A 17,483-nucleotide genomic window follows, 5' to 3' on the forward strand; every position below is an offset into this window, starting at 1 on the left:
CTTGGGGTCCATGGGGGGATCATCCGGCCATTGGAGCTGGGCCGCAACCTAATCTTAAGCACGAATGGCGAGGCTTCGGGGCATCGTCTCGGGAATCACCGTGCTCCAGCTTCGCTCCTATCTGTCGACAGCGGCCCTGGCTCTGCTGATCGCCTATTTCGCCTACCACGCCCTCACCGGCGAGCAGGGGCTGCTGACCTCGGCCCAGCGGGATGCGGCCCTGGCGGAGAAGTCGGCAGAACTGGCGGAACTCGTGGCGGTGCGGAAGGACCTGGAGGTTCGCGCTCAACTTCTGCGCGACGCCTCCCTTTCGGCGGACCTTCTGGAGGAACGCGCCCGGTCCCTCCTAGGCTACAGCCATCCCAGGGATTATGTGATCCGTATCCAGCACGGCGACTCGTCGGGCGGCTGAACCCATCAGCCGACGCCGGGTTAGGATGGGCTGACGGAGAAACCACCCGGGAGACAGACATGGCGCGCGCCAAACCGGCGGCCAAGTCCGGCGACAAGCCGGCGGACTCCACTGAAACGCTCGGCAAGGACGTCCTGCTCGGCTTCTATCGCGACATGCTGCTGATCCGGCGTTTCGAGGAGCGGGCGGGCCAGCTCTATGGCATGGGGCTGATCGGCGGCTTCTGCCATCTCTATATCGGACAGGAAGCGATCGCCGTCGGGGTCCAGTCGATCCAGGAGCCGGGCGACCAGGTGATCACCGCCTATCGCGACCACGGCCACATGCTGGCCTGCGGCATGGATCCCAACGAAGTCATGGCCGAGTTGACCGGCCGGGCGGGAGGCTCGTCCAAGGGCAAGGGCGGCTCCATGCACATGTTCTCCCGCGAGGCGGAATTCTATGGCGGCCACGGCATTGTGGGCGCGCCGGCTCCGCTGGGGTCGGGCCTGGCGCTCGCCAACCGCTATCGCGACAACGGCAAGGTGACCTTCACCTATTTCGGCGACGGCGCGGCCAATCAGGGTCAGGTCTATGAGGCCTTCAACATGGCCGCCCTGTGGAAGCTGCCGGTGGTCTATGTGATCGAGAACAACCAGTACGCCATGGGCACCTCGCTGGAGCGGTCCTCGTCCGAGACCCATCTCTACAAGCGCGGAACCTCCTTCCGGATTCCGGGGGAAGAGGTTGACGGCATGGACGTGCTGGCCGTTCGCGACGCCGCCAAGCGGGCCGCCGATCACGCCCGGCGCGGCGAGGGCCCCTTCATCCTGGAGATGAAGACCTACCGCTATCGCGGCCATTCCATGAGCGACCCGGCCAAGTATCGCACCCGCGAGGAGGTTGAGGAGGTCCGCAAGACCCGCGATCCCATCGAGCACCTGCGCGAGAAGCTCGAGGCCGAGGGCCTCGCCGATGAGGCGGCGCTGAAGGCCATCGACGCCGAGGTGAAGAAGATCGTCGCCGACTCTGCGGAGTTCGCCAGATCCTCGCCCGAACCCGATCCGTCGGAACTCTACACCGAGGTCTATGTGGAGGACGCCCAGTGACCGACATCCTGATGCCGGCCCTGTCTCCCACCATGGAAGAGGGCACGCTCGCCAAGTGGCACGTGAAGGTGGGCGACAAGGTTTCCTCCGGCGACGTCATCGCCGAGATCGAAACCGACAAGGCCACCATGGAGGTGGAGGCCGTCGATGAAGGGGTCATCGCCGAACTGCTGGTGGAGGCCGGCGCCGAAGGCGTGAAGGTCAACGCCCCCATCGCCCGGCTGGAAGGGGGCGCAGACGCCTCGCCGACCCGTGAGGCGCCGAAGCCCGCGGCCCAAGCTTCGGCTGAGCCCTCCGGCGATCCGGAGAAGAAGGGACCTGCAGAAGCTCAGGCCGAACAGCCGGAGGGTGAAGGCCCCGCCGCGGTGCGGCCCGCCGAGCCGCTGGAGGATCCGGAAATCCCGGCCGACGCCAAGCTGGTGAAGACCACGGTGCGCGACGCCCTGCGCGACGCCATGGCCGAGGAGATGCGCCGCGACGAGAGCGTCTTCCTGATGGGCGAGGAGGTCGGCCAGTACCAGGGCGCCTACAAGGTCAGCCGCGGCCTGCTGGACGAGTTTGGCGAGCGGCGGGTGATCGACACCCCGATCACCGAGCACGGTTTCGCCGGCATGGGCGTGGGGGCGGCCATGGCCGGCCTGCGCCCCATCGTGGAGTTCATGACCTGGAACTTCGCCATGCAGGCCATCGACCACATCATCAATTCGGCGGCCAAGACCCACTACATGTCGGGGGGGCAGATCTCGACCCCCATCGTCTTCCGCGGACCCAATGGCGCGGCCGCCCGAGTGGCCGCCCAGCATAGCCAGGACTATGCCGCCTGGTATGCCCACGTGCCCGGGCTGAAAGTGATCGCCCCCTATGATGCGGCCGACGCCAAGGGCCTGCTGAAGGCCGCCATCCGCGATCCCAACCCGGTGGTCTTCCTGGAGCACGAGATGCTCTATGGCCAGGAATTCGACGTGCCGGAAGGCGAGGACCATGTCCTGCCCATCGGCAAGGCCAAGGTGCGGCGCAAGGGCGACGGCGTCACCATCACCGCTTATTCCCGGATGGTCGGCCTGGCCCTGAAGGCGGCGGAGGAACTGGCCGCCCAGGGGATCGAAGCGGAGGTGATCGACCTGCGCACCCTGCGGCCCCTGGACCACGGCGCCATCGTCGAAAGCGTCCGCAAGACCCACCGGCTGGTGACGGTGGAGGAGGGCTGGGGCCCCATGGGGGTGGGCGCGGAGATCATCGCCCGGGTCATCGAACACGCCTTCGACGATCTGGACGCGCCGCCCGCGCGGGTCTGTCAGGAAGACGTGCCGCTGCCCTACGCCGCCAATCTGGAGGCCCTGTCCCTGCCGTCGGTGGAGAAGATCGTCCAGGCGGCCCTGGCGGTGAGCTACAAGGACGCCCAATGACCGACATTCTCATGCCCGCCCTCTCGCCCACCATGGAGGAGGGGGCGCTCTCCAAATGGCTGGTCAAGGAGGGCGACACGGTGTCGGCCGGCGACGTGGTCGCCGAGATCGAGACCGACAAGGCCACCATGGAGGTGGAGGCCGTCGATGAGGGGGTGGTGGAGGCCATACTGGTTCCTGCCGGCACCGAGGGCGTCAAGGTCAATACCCCCATCGCCCGTTTGTCCGGCGGGGCGAGCGAGGCGCCCCGGGCCGAGGCCGCGCCGGCCAGGCCGGAGCCCGCGAAAAGCGCCGCGCCGCCGGCCAAGCCTGCGTCCCGTCCGCAACAGGCCGCGCCGCAGCGCGCCGAGGGCGGCCGGATCCTGGCCTCGCCCCTGGCGCGCCGGATCGCCGAGCAGAAGGGCCTGGACCTGAGCGCCATCGAGGGCTCGGGGCCTCACGGTCGGATCATCGAGCGCGACGTCAAGGACGCCAAGCCGGGGCCCTCGCCGCGCCCGGCGGCGAGCCCGGCCTCCGCCCCCGCCGAGAGGCCGCGGGGCGAAAGCCGGCCTGTCCAGTCCCTGCAACAGATGGGGATCGCCGAGGGGACCTATGACCTGATCCCCCTGGACGGCATGCGCAAGACGGTCGCCCGGCGGATGACCGACTCCTTCCGCGACGTGCCGCACTTTCCCTTGAGCGTCGATATCGAGATCGACCGCCTGCTGGAGGCGCGCGCGCGGATCAACGCCATGCTCGAAAAGAGCGGGGTGAAGGTCAGCGTCAATGACATCATCCTCAAGGCCTGCGCCGTCGCCCTGATGAAGGTCCCGGAAGCTAACGCCTCCTATTCGCCGGAGGGCATCGCCATGCACCACCATGCGGACATCGCCATGGCCGTGGCGGTGGAAGGCGGGCTGATCACCCCCATCGTGCGCCGGTGCGAACAGAAGGGACTGGCGCAGATCGCCCAGGAGACCAAGGACCTGGCCGAGCGCGCCCGCACGCGCAAGCTCAAGCCCGAGGAGTACCAGGGCGGCACCTTCAGCGTCTCCAATCTCGGCATGTTCGGCATCAAGAGCTTCGGCTCGATCATCAATGAGCCTCAGGGCGCCATCCTCTCGGTGGGGGCGGGCGTCAAGCAGCCGGTGGTGCGCGGCGACGAGCTGGCCATCGCCACGGTGATGTCGGTGACCATGACCTGCGACCACCGGGTGGTGGACGGCGCCACCGGGGCCCGGTGGCTCGAGGCCTTCAAGACCATCGTCGAGGAACCCCTGGCGATGGTGGTCTGAGCATGGATTTCGACCTGATCGTCATCGGCGCCGGACCCGGCGGCTATGTGGCCGCCATTCGTGCGGCGCAGTTGGGCATGAAGACCGCCATCATCGAGCGCGAGGCTCTGGGCGGGGTCTGCCTCAACTGGGGCTGTATTCCCACCAAGGCGCTGCTGAAGTCCGGCGAAGTGTATGAAACCCTCGGCCATCTGGGGGACTATGGCCTGGCCGGCGACAAGCCGCGGTTCGACGTCGCCAAGGTGGTCGACCGGTCGCGCAAGGTGGCCGCTCAGCTGAACTCCGGCGTCGGCTTCCTGATGCGCAAGCACAAGATCGAGGTGATCGAGGGAACGGCGCGGCTCGAAAAGGGTTCGCCTGCGCCCAAGGTGATGGTCGCCCTCAAGCGCGGCGGCGAAAAGACGCTGCAGGCCAAACACGTGATCCTGGCCACCGGCGCCCGGGCGCGCACCTTGCCTGACACCGGCCTCGCTCCCGACGGCGACCGCATCTGGTCCTATCGTGAGGCCATGGTCCCCAAGGCGGCCCCCAAGTCGCTGCTGGTGGTGGGGTCGGGCGCCATCGGCATGGAGTTCGCCAGCTTCTACCGGGCGCTGGGCGCGGAAGTGACGGTGGTGGAAGCCGCCCCTCGCATCCTGCCGGTGGAGGACGAAGAGGTCTCCACGGCCGCCCGCAAGGCCTTCGAGCGGCGCGGCCTGAAGTTCCGCACAACCGCTGTGGTGAAGTCGCTTTCGGCCTCACGCACAGGCGTCAAGCTGACCTTGGAGACCGGCGGCAAGTCCGAGACCCTGGAGGCCGAGCGGGCCATCGTGGCGGTGGGCATCGTCGGCAATGTGGAGGATCTCGGCCTGGAGGCCCTGGGCGTGAAGATCGACAAGACCCACGTGGTCACCGACGCCCATGGGGCGACCGGCGTGCCCGGGCTCTACGCCATCGGTGATGTCGCCGGCCCGCCGTGGCTGGCGCACAAGGCCAGTCACGAGGGAACCCATTGTGTGGAACATATCGCCGGCCAGGCGGGTGCGCCGCTCAACACGCCCGTGCCGGGTTGCACCTACACCTCGCCGCAGATCGCCTCCATCGGCCTCACCGAACAGGCGGCCAAGGCCGAGGGGCGCAAGGTGAAGATCGGCCGCTTCCCCTTCCGCGCCAATGGCAAGGCGATCGCCGCGGGCGAGACGGACGGTTTTGTGAAGACCTTGTTTGACGCCGAGACCGGCGCCCTGCTGGGGGCCCACATGATCGGGGCGGAGGTCACCGAGATGATCCAGGGCTTCGCCCTGGCCATCACCCTGGAGGCCACCGAAGCCGAGATCCAGGCCACCATCTTCCCGCATCCGACCATGAGCGAGGCCATGCATGAGGCGGCGCTGGACGCCTATGGACGGGTTCTGCACGTCTGAGGGCGGTCAGGCCGCCCGGCGCAGCTCCGCCTCGGCCATGCGCTGGATGGCCACATAATCGGTCTTGCCGGTGCCCAGCACCGGGATTTCCGGCACGTGGATGATCTTGCGCGGCACGGTCAGTTCCGGCGCGCCGATGGACTGGGCGTGGGTCAGCAGGGCGTCGGCGGCGGCGTCGCGCTTGTCGGTCACCAGTATCAGCCGTTCCCCCTTCCGGGGATCGGGCATGGCGATGACCGCATGGCGGCAGTCGGGCCAGACGGCCACGGCGATATCCTCCGCGGCGGTGAGCGAAACCATCTCGCCCCCCACCTTGGCGAAGCGTTTCACCCGGCCCAGGATGCGGATCCAGTCGTCGTCGGTCATGCTGACCACGTCGCCCGTATCATGCCAGCCGCCCGTGGGCGCTTCCACCGACCCGTCGGCCTGCAGATAGCCGGCCATGATGTTGGGGCCGCGGACGAACAGCTGGCCGCCGCCGGGAATGCCCTCCACGGGGTCCAGGCGCACCTCGATGCCGGGCAGCAGGCCGCCCACCGTTCCGCGACGGTTGTCCGTGGGCTTGTTCACCGCAATCACCGGCGAGGCCTCGGTGGCCCCATAACCTTCCAGAAGGGGAACGGGACCGAAGCGCTCGGCGATCAGGTTGTGGGTCTCTTCTCGCACCTTCTCGGCGCCGCAGACCACGAACTTCAGGTCTGACAGCTCGCCGGGCTCGGCCGCTCGGGCGTACTGGTTCACGAAGGTGTCCGTGGCCAGGAGGATCGAGGCCTGGGAATCCTTCACCAGGGGCGGGATCTGCTTGGTGTGCAGGGGCGAGGGGTACTGGAAGGCCTTCATGCCGGTGAGAAGGGGCAGCAGGACCCCGCCGGTCAGGCCGAAGCAGTGGAAGATCGGCAAGGGGTTGAACATCACCCAGTCCGGATCGAGCGGGATATGGGCGGCGATCTGGCGGACATTGGCCACCAGGTTGGCCTGGGTCAGCACCACGCCCCGGGGCGCGCCGAAGCTGCCGGAGGTGAACAGGATGACGCCGGGATCGGACGGCTTGGCCGAGGCGGCGAGTTGGGTGGGCAGGAAGCCGCCGGCGGCGGCGAACAGCTTGTCGGCCGTCCCGACCTTTTCCCGCACATCTTCGAGGTAGACCACCCGCGTCAGGGACTCCAGGGCGTCGATCAGGTCGTGCAGCTTGCCCTGCTCGACGAAGCGGTGGGAGGTGAGCACCGTCTTCACCCCGGCCAGTTCGCAGGCGGCCTTGAGGTTCCGGATCCCGGCGGTGAAGTTCAGCATGGTTGGAATGCGGCCCACCGCATGCAGGGCGAAGAAGGTGACCACGCCGCCCGCGCTGGAGGGCAGCATCACGCCCACCCGCTCTCCCTTGGCCGTGAAACCCGCGATCCTGCGGCCCAGGGCGAAGCTCGCCCGGATCAGATCGGTATAGGTGAGGGGGTTGCGCTCCTGGTCCTCCAGGATCGGCTTCTTGGCGCCGAAGCGGGCGCGGGCGGCCACCAGGGCGGCGAAAATCGAGCTTTGCGCTTCTCGCGGGTCGAAATCTGCGCTCAAGGCCGTAGTCCTCCCAGGACGATGACGCTGTCTTATTTTGCGGCCGACCGTAGAGCTCGACCTCACAGTTGAAAAGATATGTGACAGTTCGTGATCGCCAAGCCCCGCGGCCTCACGGGGCCGTGACGGACTCCGCCCTGGCGGCCACGAAGGCGAGGATGGCGGCGCGCCAGGGGTTGCGAACCTCGTCCCGGTCGAGTTGCGGCGCTTCGCTCGCGCCTGGCACGGCTTGGGCTGTGCAGCCCGCGCAGGCGCGCCCCTCCGCGCCGAGCACCAGGGTCGCGACGGGCGGGGCTGTCCGCCCGCTCGGAGCCTCCCGGCTGCGCCAGGCCAGGCTTCCGCCCCCAAGCCGCAGGTCGGGGTTGGCGAGGCTCCACGCCCCGACCGTGGCTGCGCGCCAGGGATCGCCGCCAGCCACCAGCTGCGTCTGACGCGACCAGGGACGCCAGTCCCCGGCCGGCAGCGCGCCCAGGCCCAGGCGCCGGGCCAAGCCCACGACGCGGTCGGAGCGGCCGGGCGGAGCGGGGGGCGCGCTGAGGATCAGGCCGGCCGCCGGAGCGCCCTCCGCTATGGCCGAGAGGGCCGCCTCGTCGGCGTCGCCCGCCGCCAGGATCACGATGGGCAGGTCATCGCCCGGCCGGATCGCTGCGGCGATCACCGCGGCGATGGCGGCGCCCTCGGCGCCCGGCCCCTGGCTGTGGGCCATGTCGTGCGGACGGACATAGCGGCCAGAGCCGCCCAGGCCCGGTCGCTCGATGGTCCAGACTGCGTAGCCCGCCGCGTTCAGGTCGCTGGCGGTTTCGAACCAGGATTCGGCCGGCTCGAAGGCGGCGGGCACGATCACCACATGGGCGGCGGGGCGACGGCTGTCCGGGCCTGAAACCCCATATCGGATCTGCGGCTGGCCGCTGGAGTCCAGAACGCCCCAGGCCCAGCCCGCCGGCGGCATGAAGCGGGGCGCGAGCCCTGGGGGGATGCGGCTGTCCGTCAGGGCTTCCCGGCCGCCCTGCGGCCCGCAGGCGGCCAGCGCCAGGCCGAGCAGAAGGGGAAGGGCGCGCCACATGCCCTGTTTCAGCCCGATCCCGCCGCAGGACACAAGGCCGCGCAATCACGACTTGATCAGCGACGCTCAAGAGCCGATCTAGGCCCCATGACCGTCGTCATCGACAACCTGTCCAACCCCCGGCCGCGCCACCCGGAAAAACAGGCGCGCCCGGATACGCCGCTCCTGCGCAAACCCGAATGGCTGCGCGTGCGCGCCCCTGGCTCCGAAGGCTATGCGGCCACCCGCCAGACGGTGAAGGCCCACGGCCTGGTGACGGTCTGCGAGGAAGCCGCCTGTCCCAATATCGGCGAGTGCTGGTCGCAGAGCCACGCCACCATGATGATCATGGGCGAGATCTGCACGCGGGCCTGCGCCTTCTGCAATGTGACCACCGGCAAACCTGCCGCCCTTGACCCGTCGGAGCCCGCCCGGGTGGCCGACGCCGTGGCCAAGATGGGGCTCAAGCACGTGGTCATCACCTCGGTCGATCGCGATGACTTGGCCGACGGCGGCGCGACCCATTTCGCCGAGGTGGTGCGCGCCATTCGCACCGCGGCGCCCGGCGCCACGGTGGAGATCCTGACGCCGGACTTCCTGCGCAAGCCGGTCTCGGCCATGGAGACCGTGATTGATGCGCGGCCCGACGTGTTCAACCACAATCTGGAGACGGTGCCGCGGCTCTATCTGTCGATCCGTCCAGGCGCCCGCTATTTCCATTCCCTGCGCCTGCTGGAGCGGGTCAAGGAGCGCGATCCTGCCCAGTTCACCAAGTCGGGACTGATGGTCGGCCTTGGAGAGTCCAAGGAAGAGGTGATGCAGGTCATGGATGACATGCGCTCGGCCGGCGTCGATTTCCTGACCATCGGCCAGTATCTACAGCCCACCCGCAAGCATGCGGCCATTGACCGCTATGTGACGCCGGACGAGTTCAAGGCCTATGAGGAGATCGCCCGGGCCAAGGGTTTCCTGATGGTGTCGGCCAGCCCGCTCACCCGGTCTTCCCACCATGCGGGCGAAGATTTCGCCAAGCTCCAGGCCGCTCGCCGCGCCCTGGAAAACCGCGCCGTCGGGGCCTGAAGGACCGAAGCTTGTACCATCGTGTGACCCGGGATCTGCCCTATGGGCCAGATCAGCTGTTCGACCTCGTGGGCGATGTGGAGCGCTATCCGCAGTTCGTGCCCTGGCTGACCAGCATGCGGACCTGGAATCTGCGCCAAGTCGGCGATGGCGTGGACATGCTCGACGCTGAGGCCGGGGTGGGGTTCTCCTTCCTCAAGGAGCGTTTCGCTACCCGTGTCCGACGCGACCGCCCGGCGCGGACCATCCAGGTCAGCCTGTTGTCCGGGCCGTTCCGCAAGCTGGAGAACCGCTGGCGCTTCCACCCCATTGACGCGGGGACGCAGATCGAATTCGAGATCGATTTCGAGTTCAAGAGCCGGCTTCTGGCGGCCCTGCTGGCGGCCAATTTCCACCATGCGGTGGATCGCCTGATCGGCTGTTTCGAAGAGCGCGCCGCGGTCCTCTATGGGCCTGGCCCCGCGCCGTCGCCGGGCGCCCCCGCTCCGGCCTGACGCGGTTGCGCCCTGCGCCCGGCGCCCGCAGGCTGTTCAGCGTTCGGCCACGCGTTCGCGCAGCATCTCCAGGGCCGCCCGGGTCGCCGCCTCCTGGATCTCGGGCCTCGTCTCCAGCTCGAACAGTTCGGCCCGGTGCGTCAGGCCGTGATTGGTCCGCGCCGTGGCGATGTGGACGGTGCCCACCGGCTTCATCCGCGTGCCTCCGTCTGGGCCGGCGATCCCCGTGATGGCCACGGCGATATGGGCGTTGGAGCTTTCCAGAGCCCCTTCAGCCATCATGCGCGCCACGGGCTCGGACACCGCCCCCAGGTCGGCGATCAGGTCGCCGGGAACCCCCAGCATCTCCTGCTTGGCCCGGTTCGAATAGGTGACGAATCCACGCTCCAGCACGTCGGAGGCGCCGGGAATCGCGCAGATGGCGGCGCTGACCAGCCCGCCCGTGCAGCTTTCGGCGGTGACGATTCGCAACGACCGCTCCCGCGCCTCATCGATCAGAAGCCGGGCCAAGGTCTCGATTTCCAAGGAAAACATGGTCGCTCCGGCGAGAAAGGATGCGGCGGCTAGGCGCCGACCGTGCCAGACCACAACATCGACCCCCCGACCGTTTCAAGCCGAATCGCGCCCATGACTCAGCTCGACCTCTCCCAGAAGGCCGAACCCTCGGTGTCGCCGGTGCTGTTCGGCGTGACCGTCTTCGCCAGCGCCAGCCTGGTCTTCACCGTCCAACCGATGGCGGCCAAGCTGCTGTTGCCCCTGCTGGGCGGCACGCCGGGGGTGTGGAACACCAGCATGGCCTTCTTCCAGACCGCGCTGCTGGCGGGCTACGCCTATGCGCATCTGTTGCAGCGCCTGGGCGATGTCCGGCGGCAGGTGCTCGTCCATGGGGCGGCCCTGGGGCTTGCGGCGCTCTTCCTGCCCCTGAGGGTGCATGAACTTCTGGGGCCGCCCAACGCCGAGCTGCCGGCCCTCTGGCTGGTGGCGGCCTTGGCCCTGATGGTGGGCGCCCCCTTTGCGGTGCTGTCGGCCACCGCGCCGCTGGTTCAGGCCTGGCACGCCAAGATCTTCAGGCCGGGCGAGGGGCGGGGACCCTACGTCCTTTACGCCGCCAGCAATCTGGGCAGTCTCATCGCCCTGCTAGCCTATCCCGTCGTGGTGGAGCCCACCCTGGCCATCGGCGCCCAGACCCTGGTCTGGAGCGGGGCCTATATCCTCTTCGCCATCCTGATGATCGCCCTGGGCGTGCTGGCCGGCCGGGCGCCGTCCGTCCCGCCCGCGCCGCCGGTCCCGTCGGAAGAGGCGCCGGCGCCCTCGGCCGCCTGGCGTCAGCGCCTGATCTGGATCGCCCTGGCGGCTGCGCCCTCAAGCCTGATGCTGGGGGTCACCACCCACATCACCACCGATGTGGCCTCTGCGCCCTTCATTTGGGTGGTGCCGCTCGCCCTCTACCTTCTCACCTTCATTATCGCCTTCCAGGACCGGCCGCTCATCTCCCAGGACGGGGCCTTGATGTTCCAGGCCGCGGCGGTGGCCGGTTGCGCCGTCATCCTGCCCTTCCACACCACCAATCTGGTGGCCCAGCTCGCCATCCACCTGGGCGCCTTCTTCCTGACGGCCCTGGTCTGCCATCAGGCCCTGGTGGCGCGCCGCCCCCCGCCCGAGCGCCTGACCGAGTTCTATCTGTGCCTCTCCATCGGCGGCGTGGTGGGCGGCGGCTTCAACGCCTTCGCCGCGCCCCTGATCTTCTCCAATGTCTGGGAGTACCCGCTGGTGCTGGCCCTGGCCTGCCTGGCCAGGCCCTGGACGCTCGGCCTGGACAAGACCTGGCGGATCGCCACCTTCGTCGCCGCGACGGCCTGCGTCTTCCTGGCCCCCTATGTGGCCAACACCTATGGCGGCAGCGACGATTTCGTGCGCGCCCTGCTGGGGGTGATCACGGTGGCCGCCTTCCTGATTCGGGGCAGCCTGCCGCTCTTCTTCGCCCTCATCTGCATGCTGCTGATCTCAGCCCAGCTCGCCGGAGACCGAGTGGATGTGCGCCAGAACTGGCGCAGTTTCTTCGGCGTGGCGCGCCAGTCGGTGATGCCGGTGCCGGAACTGGGCGGGGAGGTGCGGATGCTGGCCCATGGCACGACGCTGCACGGCGCCCAGGCCACGGCCGACGACTATCGCTGCCGTCCCATCGTCTATTACGCGCCGGAGACCCCCATCGGTCAGGTCTTCGCCGCCAAAAGGGCCCTGAAGGCCGAGCTCGACATCGGCGCGGTGGGCCTGGGGACCGGGACCGTCTCGGCCTTCGTTCGCGAGGACGACCACCTGACCTTCTTCGAGATCGATCCCCTGATGGTGCGCCTGGCCACCGATCCGTCGATCTTCACCTATACGACCGAGTGCGCCCGCGGCCGCATCGACTATGTGATCGGCGATGCGCGCCTGACCCTGACCGACCAGCCCGAGGGTCGCTTCGACCTCCTGCTGGTGGACGCCTTCTCCTCCGACGCGGTGCCGGCCCACCTGCTGACCGTGGAGGCCATCTCCATGTATCTGGACCGGCTGAAGCCCGACGGCGTGCTCATCCTTCATCTGTCGAACCGCAATCTCGACCTGATCTCGCCGGCCATGGCGGTGGCCGAGGCCGCCGGGGCGACGGCCTTCCTTCAGCGCTACTCGCCGCCCTGGGGCACGCCGCCCCTCACTCAGTCGGCCGAGGACGTGATGATCCTGGGGCGTAGCGCCCAGGCGCTGGAGCCGTTCGAGAATGATGTGCGCTGGGAGCCCACCGACCCCACCCTGGCCGCGCCCTGGACCGACGCCTACACCAACCTGCCCGGCGCGCTCTATGCCCGCATGAAGGAGATCTGGACCTGGCTGCCTTGAGGCGTCAGGCGGGGGTTTCCACTGTGGCGATGGCCTGGGCGGCCAGGCCCTCCTGCCGGCCGGTGAAGCCCATGCCCTCGGTGGTGGTGGCCTTCACGCTGATCCGGTCCACCGGCAGGGCCAGGATTTCGGACAGGCGCGCGCGCATGGCGTCCCGGTGGGGGCGGATCTTCGGCCGTTCGCAGATCAACACCAGATCGACGCTCACCAGCCGACCGCCGCGGGCGGCGACCCGCTGCGCGGCATGGGCGAGGAAGCGATCGGACGAGGCGCCCCGCCACTGGGGATCGGTGGGGGGGAAATGCTCGCCGATGTCGCCGTCGCCGATGGCGCCGAGAATGGCGTCGGTCAGGGCGTGAAGCCCCGCATCGGCGTCGGAATGGCCCACCAGGGTCTGGTCATGGTCGATGCGCACGCCGCACAGCCAGACCGCCTCGCCAGGCCCCCAGCGGTGGGCGTCATAGCCCAGTCCGGTGCGGGTGATGCGCGCGGCGCCGGCCAAGCCTTCGGCCATGGCGAAATCCTCCGGATAGGTCAGCTTCATCAGGCGCGGGTCGCCCGGCGCCAGCGCCACGGCGAGGCCCGCGGCCGTGGCCACCTGGGCGTCGTCTGTAGGCTCGGCGTCCGACGGCCAGGCCGCATAGGCCGAGCGCAGGGCGCCCAGGGCGAAGGCCTGGGGGGTCTGGGCCCGCCACAAGCCGTCCCGGGACGGGGTTTCCAGGCCCTGGGGTCCGGAGCGCTTCAGCGTGTCGGCCAGCGGCAGGGCCAGGATGGCGCCATCGGCCTGTTCCAGGGCGACCAGCAGCCGCTGCACGTGGTCGCCGCCGAGAAACGGCCGGGCGGCGTCGTGGATCAGCACGGGGGTTTCGGGCGAACAGGCGAGGGCCGCAAGCCCCGCGCGGACGGACAGGGCCCGGGTGGCGCCGCCGACGGCCAGCCTGACGGGAAGCCCGTCCAGAGCCTCCCGCGCCGTGCCTTCCATGTCGCCTGCGACGACCGCCACGACCTCGGCCGCGCCGGCGGCCAGCAGGGCTTCAACAGACCAGCGGGCCACGGCCCGGCCCGCCAGAGTCCGCCACACCTTGGGCAGGCCGCCCCCGGCGCGAGAGCCGCTTCCCGCGGCCACCACAACAGCGCAAAAGCTCATGCTGGGTGTTTAGAGCCTATGTGATCGCTGTCCAGGCTTTACGGCGCCGCACAAATTGCCTAAAAACGCAGCGACAGGGGTGATCATAAAATGAGCACAAAGCTCAACATCGGGGATGTCGAAGTCGGTGGGCGTGTGTGGATCGCTCCCATGACCGGCGTGTCGGACCTTCCGTTCCGCCGGGCGGCCAGCCGCCTGGGGGCGACCTATGTATCCACGGAAATGGTGGCCTCGGCGGAGTTCGCCCGGGGCCGTCCTGATGTGGTGAGGCGGGCGGCCGTAGGCGAGGGTCTGCCGCTGATGGTCGTGCAGCTGGTGGGACGAGACCCGGCGGTGATGGGCGAAGGGGCCCGCCTGGCCGCCCGGGCCGGCGCGCAGATCATCGACATCAATTTCGGCTGTCCCGCGCGGGAGGTGACGGGAGTGGCCTGCGGCTCGGCCCTGATGCGTGAGCCGGAACTCGTCGAAGCGATCGTCGATTCGGTGGTCCAGGCCGCGGGCGTGCCCGTAACGGTGAAGATGCGGCTGGGCTGGGACGACGCCAGCCGCAACGCTCCTGAGGTGGCCGCGCGATGCGAAGCGCGAGGCGCCCGGGCCGTGACCGTCCATGGCCGGACCCGCAGTCAGTTCTACAAGGGCCAGGCCGATTGGGCGGCGGTGGCCGAGGTTCGGGCTGCCGTGGGCGTGCCGGTGATCGTCAACGGCGACATCATCGACGGCGCCAGCGCGCGCCGGGCTCTGGAACTGTCGGGGGCCGATGCGGTGATGGTTGGACGCGCCGTCTATGGCCGCCCCTGGATCGCCGCCGAGATCGAGGCCGAGCTGGACGGGCGCGCCTTTCAGGCGCCGGCCCTCGAGGCCCGGCTGGCCATCGTCCTGGACCATCTGGACGACAGCGTCGCCTTCTATGGGCCGCGCCTGGGCCTGCGGATCTTCCGCAAGCATCTGGCCGCCTACATCGAAAATGCACCCTGGCCGCAAGAGCCGGAGGCCCGGCGAAGCGCGCGTGCGCGCCTTTGCCGACTGGAGGAACCGTCCCAGGTCAAATCGGAACTGACCGCGCTCTGGCGTGGTCCGGAGGCGAGGATGGCCGCATGACGAGCCGAAGCAGAGTCACGAACAAAGGGCTGGACCTGACGGCCCTGAAATCAGCGGCCTTCGACCTCAGCCCCGAACCGGCGATGGTGATCGATCGCGACGGCGCCCTGGTCGCGGCCAATGAGGCGGCCGAAGCCCTGTTCGGCCAGGGCCTTGGCCTGCTGGCCCGGGGGCGCTTCCGCGCCGCCCTGCCGCCGGACTCGCCCTTGGTCTCGCTGCTCAATCGAGCGCACGAGGAAGGGGTGGCGGTCCGCGAGCGCGGCGTGGAGATCAGCCTGTTCGGCCTGCCGACCTTCGAGGCCGACGGCGCGGCCGCGCCGCTGAGCGACGGGTCGGTGCTGCTCACCCTGCACGTCAGGGGCGGGGCCTTTTCCGAGTTCGGCGGGGATGCGGCGGGGCTGCGGTCCATCATGGGCCTCGGCCGGATGCTGGCCCATGAAATCAAGAATCCGCTGGCGGGCATCCGCGGCGCGGCCCAGCTGCTCAAGGCCGGCGCTCAGGCCGAGGACGTGCCCCTGGCCCAGTTGATCATGGACGAGACCGACCGGGTGAAGCGGCTGGTCGACCGGATGGAGGTGTTCGCCGACGACGCCCCGCCGGCCCGTGACCCGGTGAACATCCACGAAGTTCTGGACCGCGTCCGCGCCCTGGCCGCCAACGGCGTGGCCGACGGCCTGAGCCTGAGGGAGCAGTACGATCCCTCCCTACCCCCAACGCCGGGGGACGAAGACCAGCTAATCCAGATCTTCCTCAATTTGGTCAAGAACGCCGCCGAGGCGGCCCACGCCCGAGGCGATGGCCGCGGCGAGGTGCTGATCACCACGGCCTATCGTCACGGAGTCCGAGTGCGCTCCAGCGAGGGCGGCCCCATGCGCAGCGCGCCGCTGGAGATCCGGGTGCAGGACAACGGGCCCGGCGTGCCGGCCCATCTTCGCGAGAGCCTGTTCCAGCCCTTTGTCACCACGAAGCAGAACGGGGCGGGCCTGGGTCTGGCCCTGGTTTCCAAGCTGGTGGTCGGACATGGCGGCCTCATCGACTTCGAATCCGAACCGGGGCGGACGGTTTTCCGCGTGTTGCTTCCCATTGCTTCCGAAAAGGACGTTTCGGCATGAGTGTCGCCGGCAAGAAGATCCTCATCGCGGACGATGATTCCTCGATCCGCCTTGTGCTCAGCCAGTCCTTCACCCGGCTCGGCTATCAGGTCCGGGCGACGGGTAACGCCTCGACCCTGCTGAAATGGGTTTCGGACGGGGAGGGGGACCTGGTCATCACCGACGTGATGATGCCCGACGAGAACGTCTTCGACGTCCTGCCGCGCATCCGCAAGGACCGGCCCAAGCTGCCCGTCATCGTCATGAGCGCCCAGAACACTCTGCTGACGGCGGTCAATGCGGCGGAGATCGGCGCCTTCGACTATGTGCCCAAGCCCTTCGACCTGGACGACATGACCAATGCGGCGCGGCGCGCCCTGTCGCGACCGGCCGACGCCGAGGCCTCCCGCGCCCAGGCCCGGGCCATGCGCGACGAGCGCCTGCCGCTCATCGGCCGCTCGGCGCCGATGCAGGAGGTCTATCGCACCATCGCCCGTCTGGTGGGGGCCGACCTCACCGTGCTGATCCTGGGGGAATCGGGCACCGGCAAGGAGCTGGTGGCCCGCGCCCTGCACGACATGGGCCGCCGCAAGGACGGCAAGTTCGTGGTCATCAACCTAGCCGCCACCCCTCGCGAGCGGGTGGAGGCGGAGCTGTTCGGCCGCGCCGACGGCGAGTCCGGCAAGTTGGTGGAGGCCGATGGCGGCACCCTGTTCCTGGACGAGATCGGGGATCTTCCCCTGGACGCCCAGACCCGCCTGCTGCGGGTGATCGACGGCTCGGAGCCGGCGGTGAACCCCAAGACGGGGCGGCGCCCCAATGTGCGGATCATCGCGGCCACCAATCGCGACCTGCGCGCCCTGATCCAGCAGGGGCTGTTCCGGGAAGACCTCTATTTCCGGCTGAATGTGGCCCCCCTGCGCCTTCCGCCCCTTCGTGATCGGGTGGAGGACATTCCCGATCTGGCGCGCTCCTTCCTCCTGCGGGCCAACCGCGAGGGGCTGCCCTCCAAGACCATCGACCAGGCGGCGCTGGAGCGACTGAAGCTGCACCCCTGGCCCGGCAATGTGCGGGAACTGGAAAACCTGATCCGCCGGGTTTGCGCCCTCTATGCCGAGGAACTGATCTCCGCCCGGATCATCGAGAAGGAACTGGCCGACCAGCAGCCCAGCCAGCCGGGGCAGGAGGGACCGCTCACCCTGGCCCAGATCGTCGAGCGCCACCTGGGAGGCTACTTCGCCGAACAGCCCGACGGCGTGCCTCCCGCCGGCCTCTACGACCGGGTGCTGGAAGAGGTGGAGCGCCCGCTGATTCAGCTGACCCTGGCGGCGACCCGCGGCAATCAGGTCCGGGCCGCGGAAATCCTCGGCCTGAACCGGAACACTCTGCGCAAGAAAATCCAGGACTTGGGCGTTGATCTGACCCGAGGACGGCGTTGAGATAAGGCGAGCGGCGAGCGCCCATCAACCTGACGTAATCTGGCAACATCTGTGTTGAGTTCTGAACAC

General features: G+C 69.0%; 15 protein-coding genes. 11 read left to right on the forward strand and 4 right to left on the reverse strand.

What is annotated here, in order from left to right:
- The first annotated feature begins 64 nt into the window (after positions 1-64).
- The 5 genes from V7D28_RS03480 to lpdA are packed head-to-tail and all read left to right on the forward strand — an operon-like array spanning position 65 to position 5,583.
- Entirely contained in the window at positions 65-412 is a 348-nt protein-coding gene (locus V7D28_RS03480; RefSeq protein WP_333585968.1) for an FtsB family cell division protein, read from the forward strand.
- A gap of 59 nt (positions 413-471) precedes the next feature.
- Entirely contained in the window at positions 472-1,500 is a 1,029-nt protein-coding gene (pdhA, locus tag V7D28_RS03485; RefSeq protein ID WP_333585969.1) for a pyruvate dehydrogenase (acetyl-transferring) E1 component subunit alpha, read from the forward strand.
- Positions 1,497-2,906 (forward strand): pyruvate dehydrogenase complex E1 component subunit beta, encoded by a 1,410-nt coding sequence (locus V7D28_RS03490; protein ID WP_333585970.1) that lies wholly within the window; start codon positions 1,497-1,499, stop codon positions 2,904-2,906. The genes pdhA and V7D28_RS03490 overlap by 4 nt, the downstream gene beginning before the upstream one ends.
- Positions 2,903-4,180 (forward strand): pyruvate dehydrogenase complex dihydrolipoamide acetyltransferase, encoded by a 1,278-nt coding sequence (locus V7D28_RS03495; protein ID WP_333585971.1) that lies wholly within the window; start codon positions 2,903-2,905, stop codon positions 4,178-4,180. Before V7D28_RS03490 ends, V7D28_RS03495 begins: the two co-directional genes overlap by 4 nt.
- Positions 4,177-5,583, forward strand: a complete 1,407-nt coding sequence (lpdA, locus tag V7D28_RS03500) for a dihydrolipoyl dehydrogenase (protein WP_333585994.1) — start codon at positions 4,177-4,179, stop codon at positions 5,581-5,583. Before V7D28_RS03495 ends, lpdA begins: the two co-directional genes overlap by 4 nt.
- 6 nt (positions 5,584-5,589) lie before the next feature.
- On the opposite strand, the gene V7D28_RS03505 is transcribed toward lpdA, so the two are convergent.
- The gene (locus V7D28_RS03505) at positions 5,590-7,146 is read right to left on the reverse strand and encodes an AMP-binding protein (RefSeq protein WP_333585972.1); all 1,557 of its coding nucleotides are present in this window, start codon (positions 7,144-7,146) and stop codon (positions 5,590-5,592) included.
- Positions 7,147-7,258: 112 nt separating this feature from the next.
- A complete protein-coding gene (locus V7D28_RS03510; RefSeq protein ID WP_333585973.1) occupies positions 7,259-8,209 on the reverse strand; it encodes a hypothetical protein in 951 nt (316 codons plus the stop codon).
- 87 nt (positions 8,210-8,296) lie between these two features.
- On the opposite strand from V7D28_RS03510, the gene lipA reads away from it, so the two are divergent.
- Together lipA and V7D28_RS03520 are read left to right on the forward strand one after the other, a co-directional pair.
- Complete coding sequence (gene lipA / locus V7D28_RS03515; RefSeq protein ID WP_333585974.1) at positions 8,297-9,268, forward strand: lipoyl synthase; 972 nt, start codon at positions 8,297-8,299, stop codon at positions 9,266-9,268.
- Between the two features lie 11 nt (positions 9,269-9,279).
- Positions 9,280-9,762 (forward strand): type II toxin-antitoxin system RatA family toxin, encoded by a 483-nt coding sequence (locus V7D28_RS03520; protein ID WP_333585975.1) that lies wholly within the window; start codon positions 9,280-9,282, stop codon positions 9,760-9,762.
- Positions 9,763-9,798: 36 nt separating this feature from the next.
- Here V7D28_RS03520 and V7D28_RS03525 read toward each other — a convergent pair whose 3' ends face one another.
- A complete protein-coding gene (locus tag V7D28_RS03525) occupies positions 9,799-10,296 on the reverse strand; it encodes a CinA family protein (RefSeq protein ID WP_333585976.1) in 498 nt (165 codons plus the stop codon).
- A gap of 93 nt (positions 10,297-10,389) precedes the next feature.
- Between V7D28_RS03525 and V7D28_RS03530 the strand changes: the two genes are divergently transcribed.
- Complete coding sequence (locus V7D28_RS03530) at positions 10,390-12,639, forward strand: spermidine synthase (RefSeq protein ID WP_333585977.1); 2,250 nt, start codon at positions 10,390-10,392, stop codon at positions 12,637-12,639.
- A 4-nt stretch (positions 12,640-12,643) separates the two neighbouring features.
- On the opposite strand, the gene V7D28_RS03535 is transcribed toward V7D28_RS03530, so the two are convergent.
- Entirely contained in the window at positions 12,644-13,786 is a 1,143-nt protein-coding gene (locus V7D28_RS03535; RefSeq protein WP_333585978.1) for a bifunctional 2-C-methyl-D-erythritol 4-phosphate cytidylyltransferase/2-C-methyl-D-erythritol 2,4-cyclodiphosphate synthase, read from the reverse strand.
- Between the two features lie 90 nt (positions 13,787-13,876).
- Between V7D28_RS03535 and dusB the strand changes: the two genes are divergently transcribed.
- The 3 genes from dusB to V7D28_RS03550 are packed head-to-tail and all read left to right on the forward strand — an operon-like array spanning position 13,877 to position 17,414.
- The gene (dusB, locus tag V7D28_RS03540; protein ID WP_333585979.1) at positions 13,877-14,884 is read left to right on the forward strand and encodes a tRNA dihydrouridine synthase DusB; all 1,008 of its coding nucleotides are present in this window, start codon (positions 13,877-13,879) and stop codon (positions 14,882-14,884) included.
- Positions 14,881-15,996, forward strand: coding sequence for a two-component system sensor histidine kinase NtrB (locus V7D28_RS03545; RefSeq protein WP_333585980.1), 1,116 nt, complete (start codon positions 14,881-14,883; stop codon positions 15,994-15,996). Before dusB ends, V7D28_RS03545 begins: the two co-directional genes overlap by 4 nt.
- Positions 15,993-17,414 (forward strand): sigma-54-dependent transcriptional regulator, encoded by a 1,422-nt coding sequence (locus V7D28_RS03550; RefSeq protein WP_333585981.1) that lies wholly within the window; start codon positions 15,993-15,995, stop codon positions 17,412-17,414. The genes V7D28_RS03545 and V7D28_RS03550 overlap by 4 nt, the downstream gene beginning before the upstream one ends.
- Positions 17,415-17,483: the final 69 nt, after the last annotated feature.

The sequence above is a fragment of the Phenylobacterium sp. genome (assembly GCF_036723115.1).
Lineage (GTDB): Bacteria > Pseudomonadota > Alphaproteobacteria > Caulobacterales > Caulobacteraceae > Phenylobacterium.

Excerpts from the sequence above, each read along its gene's own strand:
- V7D28_RS03480 (WP_333585968.1), top strand. The coding sequence starts at position 65 with ATGGCGAGGCTTCGGGGCATCGTCTCGGGAATCACCGTGCTCCAGCTT.
- pdhA (WP_333585969.1), top strand. The coding sequence starts at position 472 with ATGGCGCGCGCCAAACCGGCGGCCAAGTCCGGCGACAAGCCGGCGGAC.
- V7D28_RS03495 (WP_333585971.1), top strand. The coding sequence starts at position 2,903 with ATGACCGACATTCTCATGCCCGCCCTCTCGCCCACCATGGAGGAGGGG.
- V7D28_RS03510 (WP_333585973.1), bottom strand. The coding sequence starts at position 8,209 with ATGTGGCGCGCCCTTCCCCTTCTGCTCGGCCTGGCGCTGGCCGCCTGC.
- lipA (WP_333585974.1), top strand. The coding sequence starts at position 8,297 with ATGACCGTCGTCATCGACAACCTGTCCAACCCCCGGCCGCGCCACCCG.
- V7D28_RS03525 (WP_333585976.1), bottom strand. The coding sequence starts at position 10,296 with ATGTTTTCCTTGGAAATCGAGACCTTGGCCCGGCTTCTGATCGATGAG.
- V7D28_RS03530 (WP_333585977.1), top strand. The coding sequence starts at position 10,390 with ATGACTCAGCTCGACCTCTCCCAGAAGGCCGAACCCTCGGTGTCGCCG.
- V7D28_RS03535 (WP_333585978.1), bottom strand. The coding sequence starts at position 13,786 with ATGAGCTTTTGCGCTGTTGTGGTGGCCGCGGGAAGCGGCTCTCGCGCC.
- dusB (WP_333585979.1), top strand. The coding sequence starts at position 13,877 with ATGAGCACAAAGCTCAACATCGGGGATGTCGAAGTCGGTGGGCGTGTG.
- V7D28_RS03545 (WP_333585980.1), top strand. The coding sequence starts at position 14,881 with ATGACGAGCCGAAGCAGAGTCACGAACAAAGGGCTGGACCTGACGGCC.
- V7D28_RS03550 (WP_333585981.1), top strand. The coding sequence starts at position 15,993 with ATGAGTGTCGCCGGCAAGAAGATCCTCATCGCGGACGATGATTCCTCG.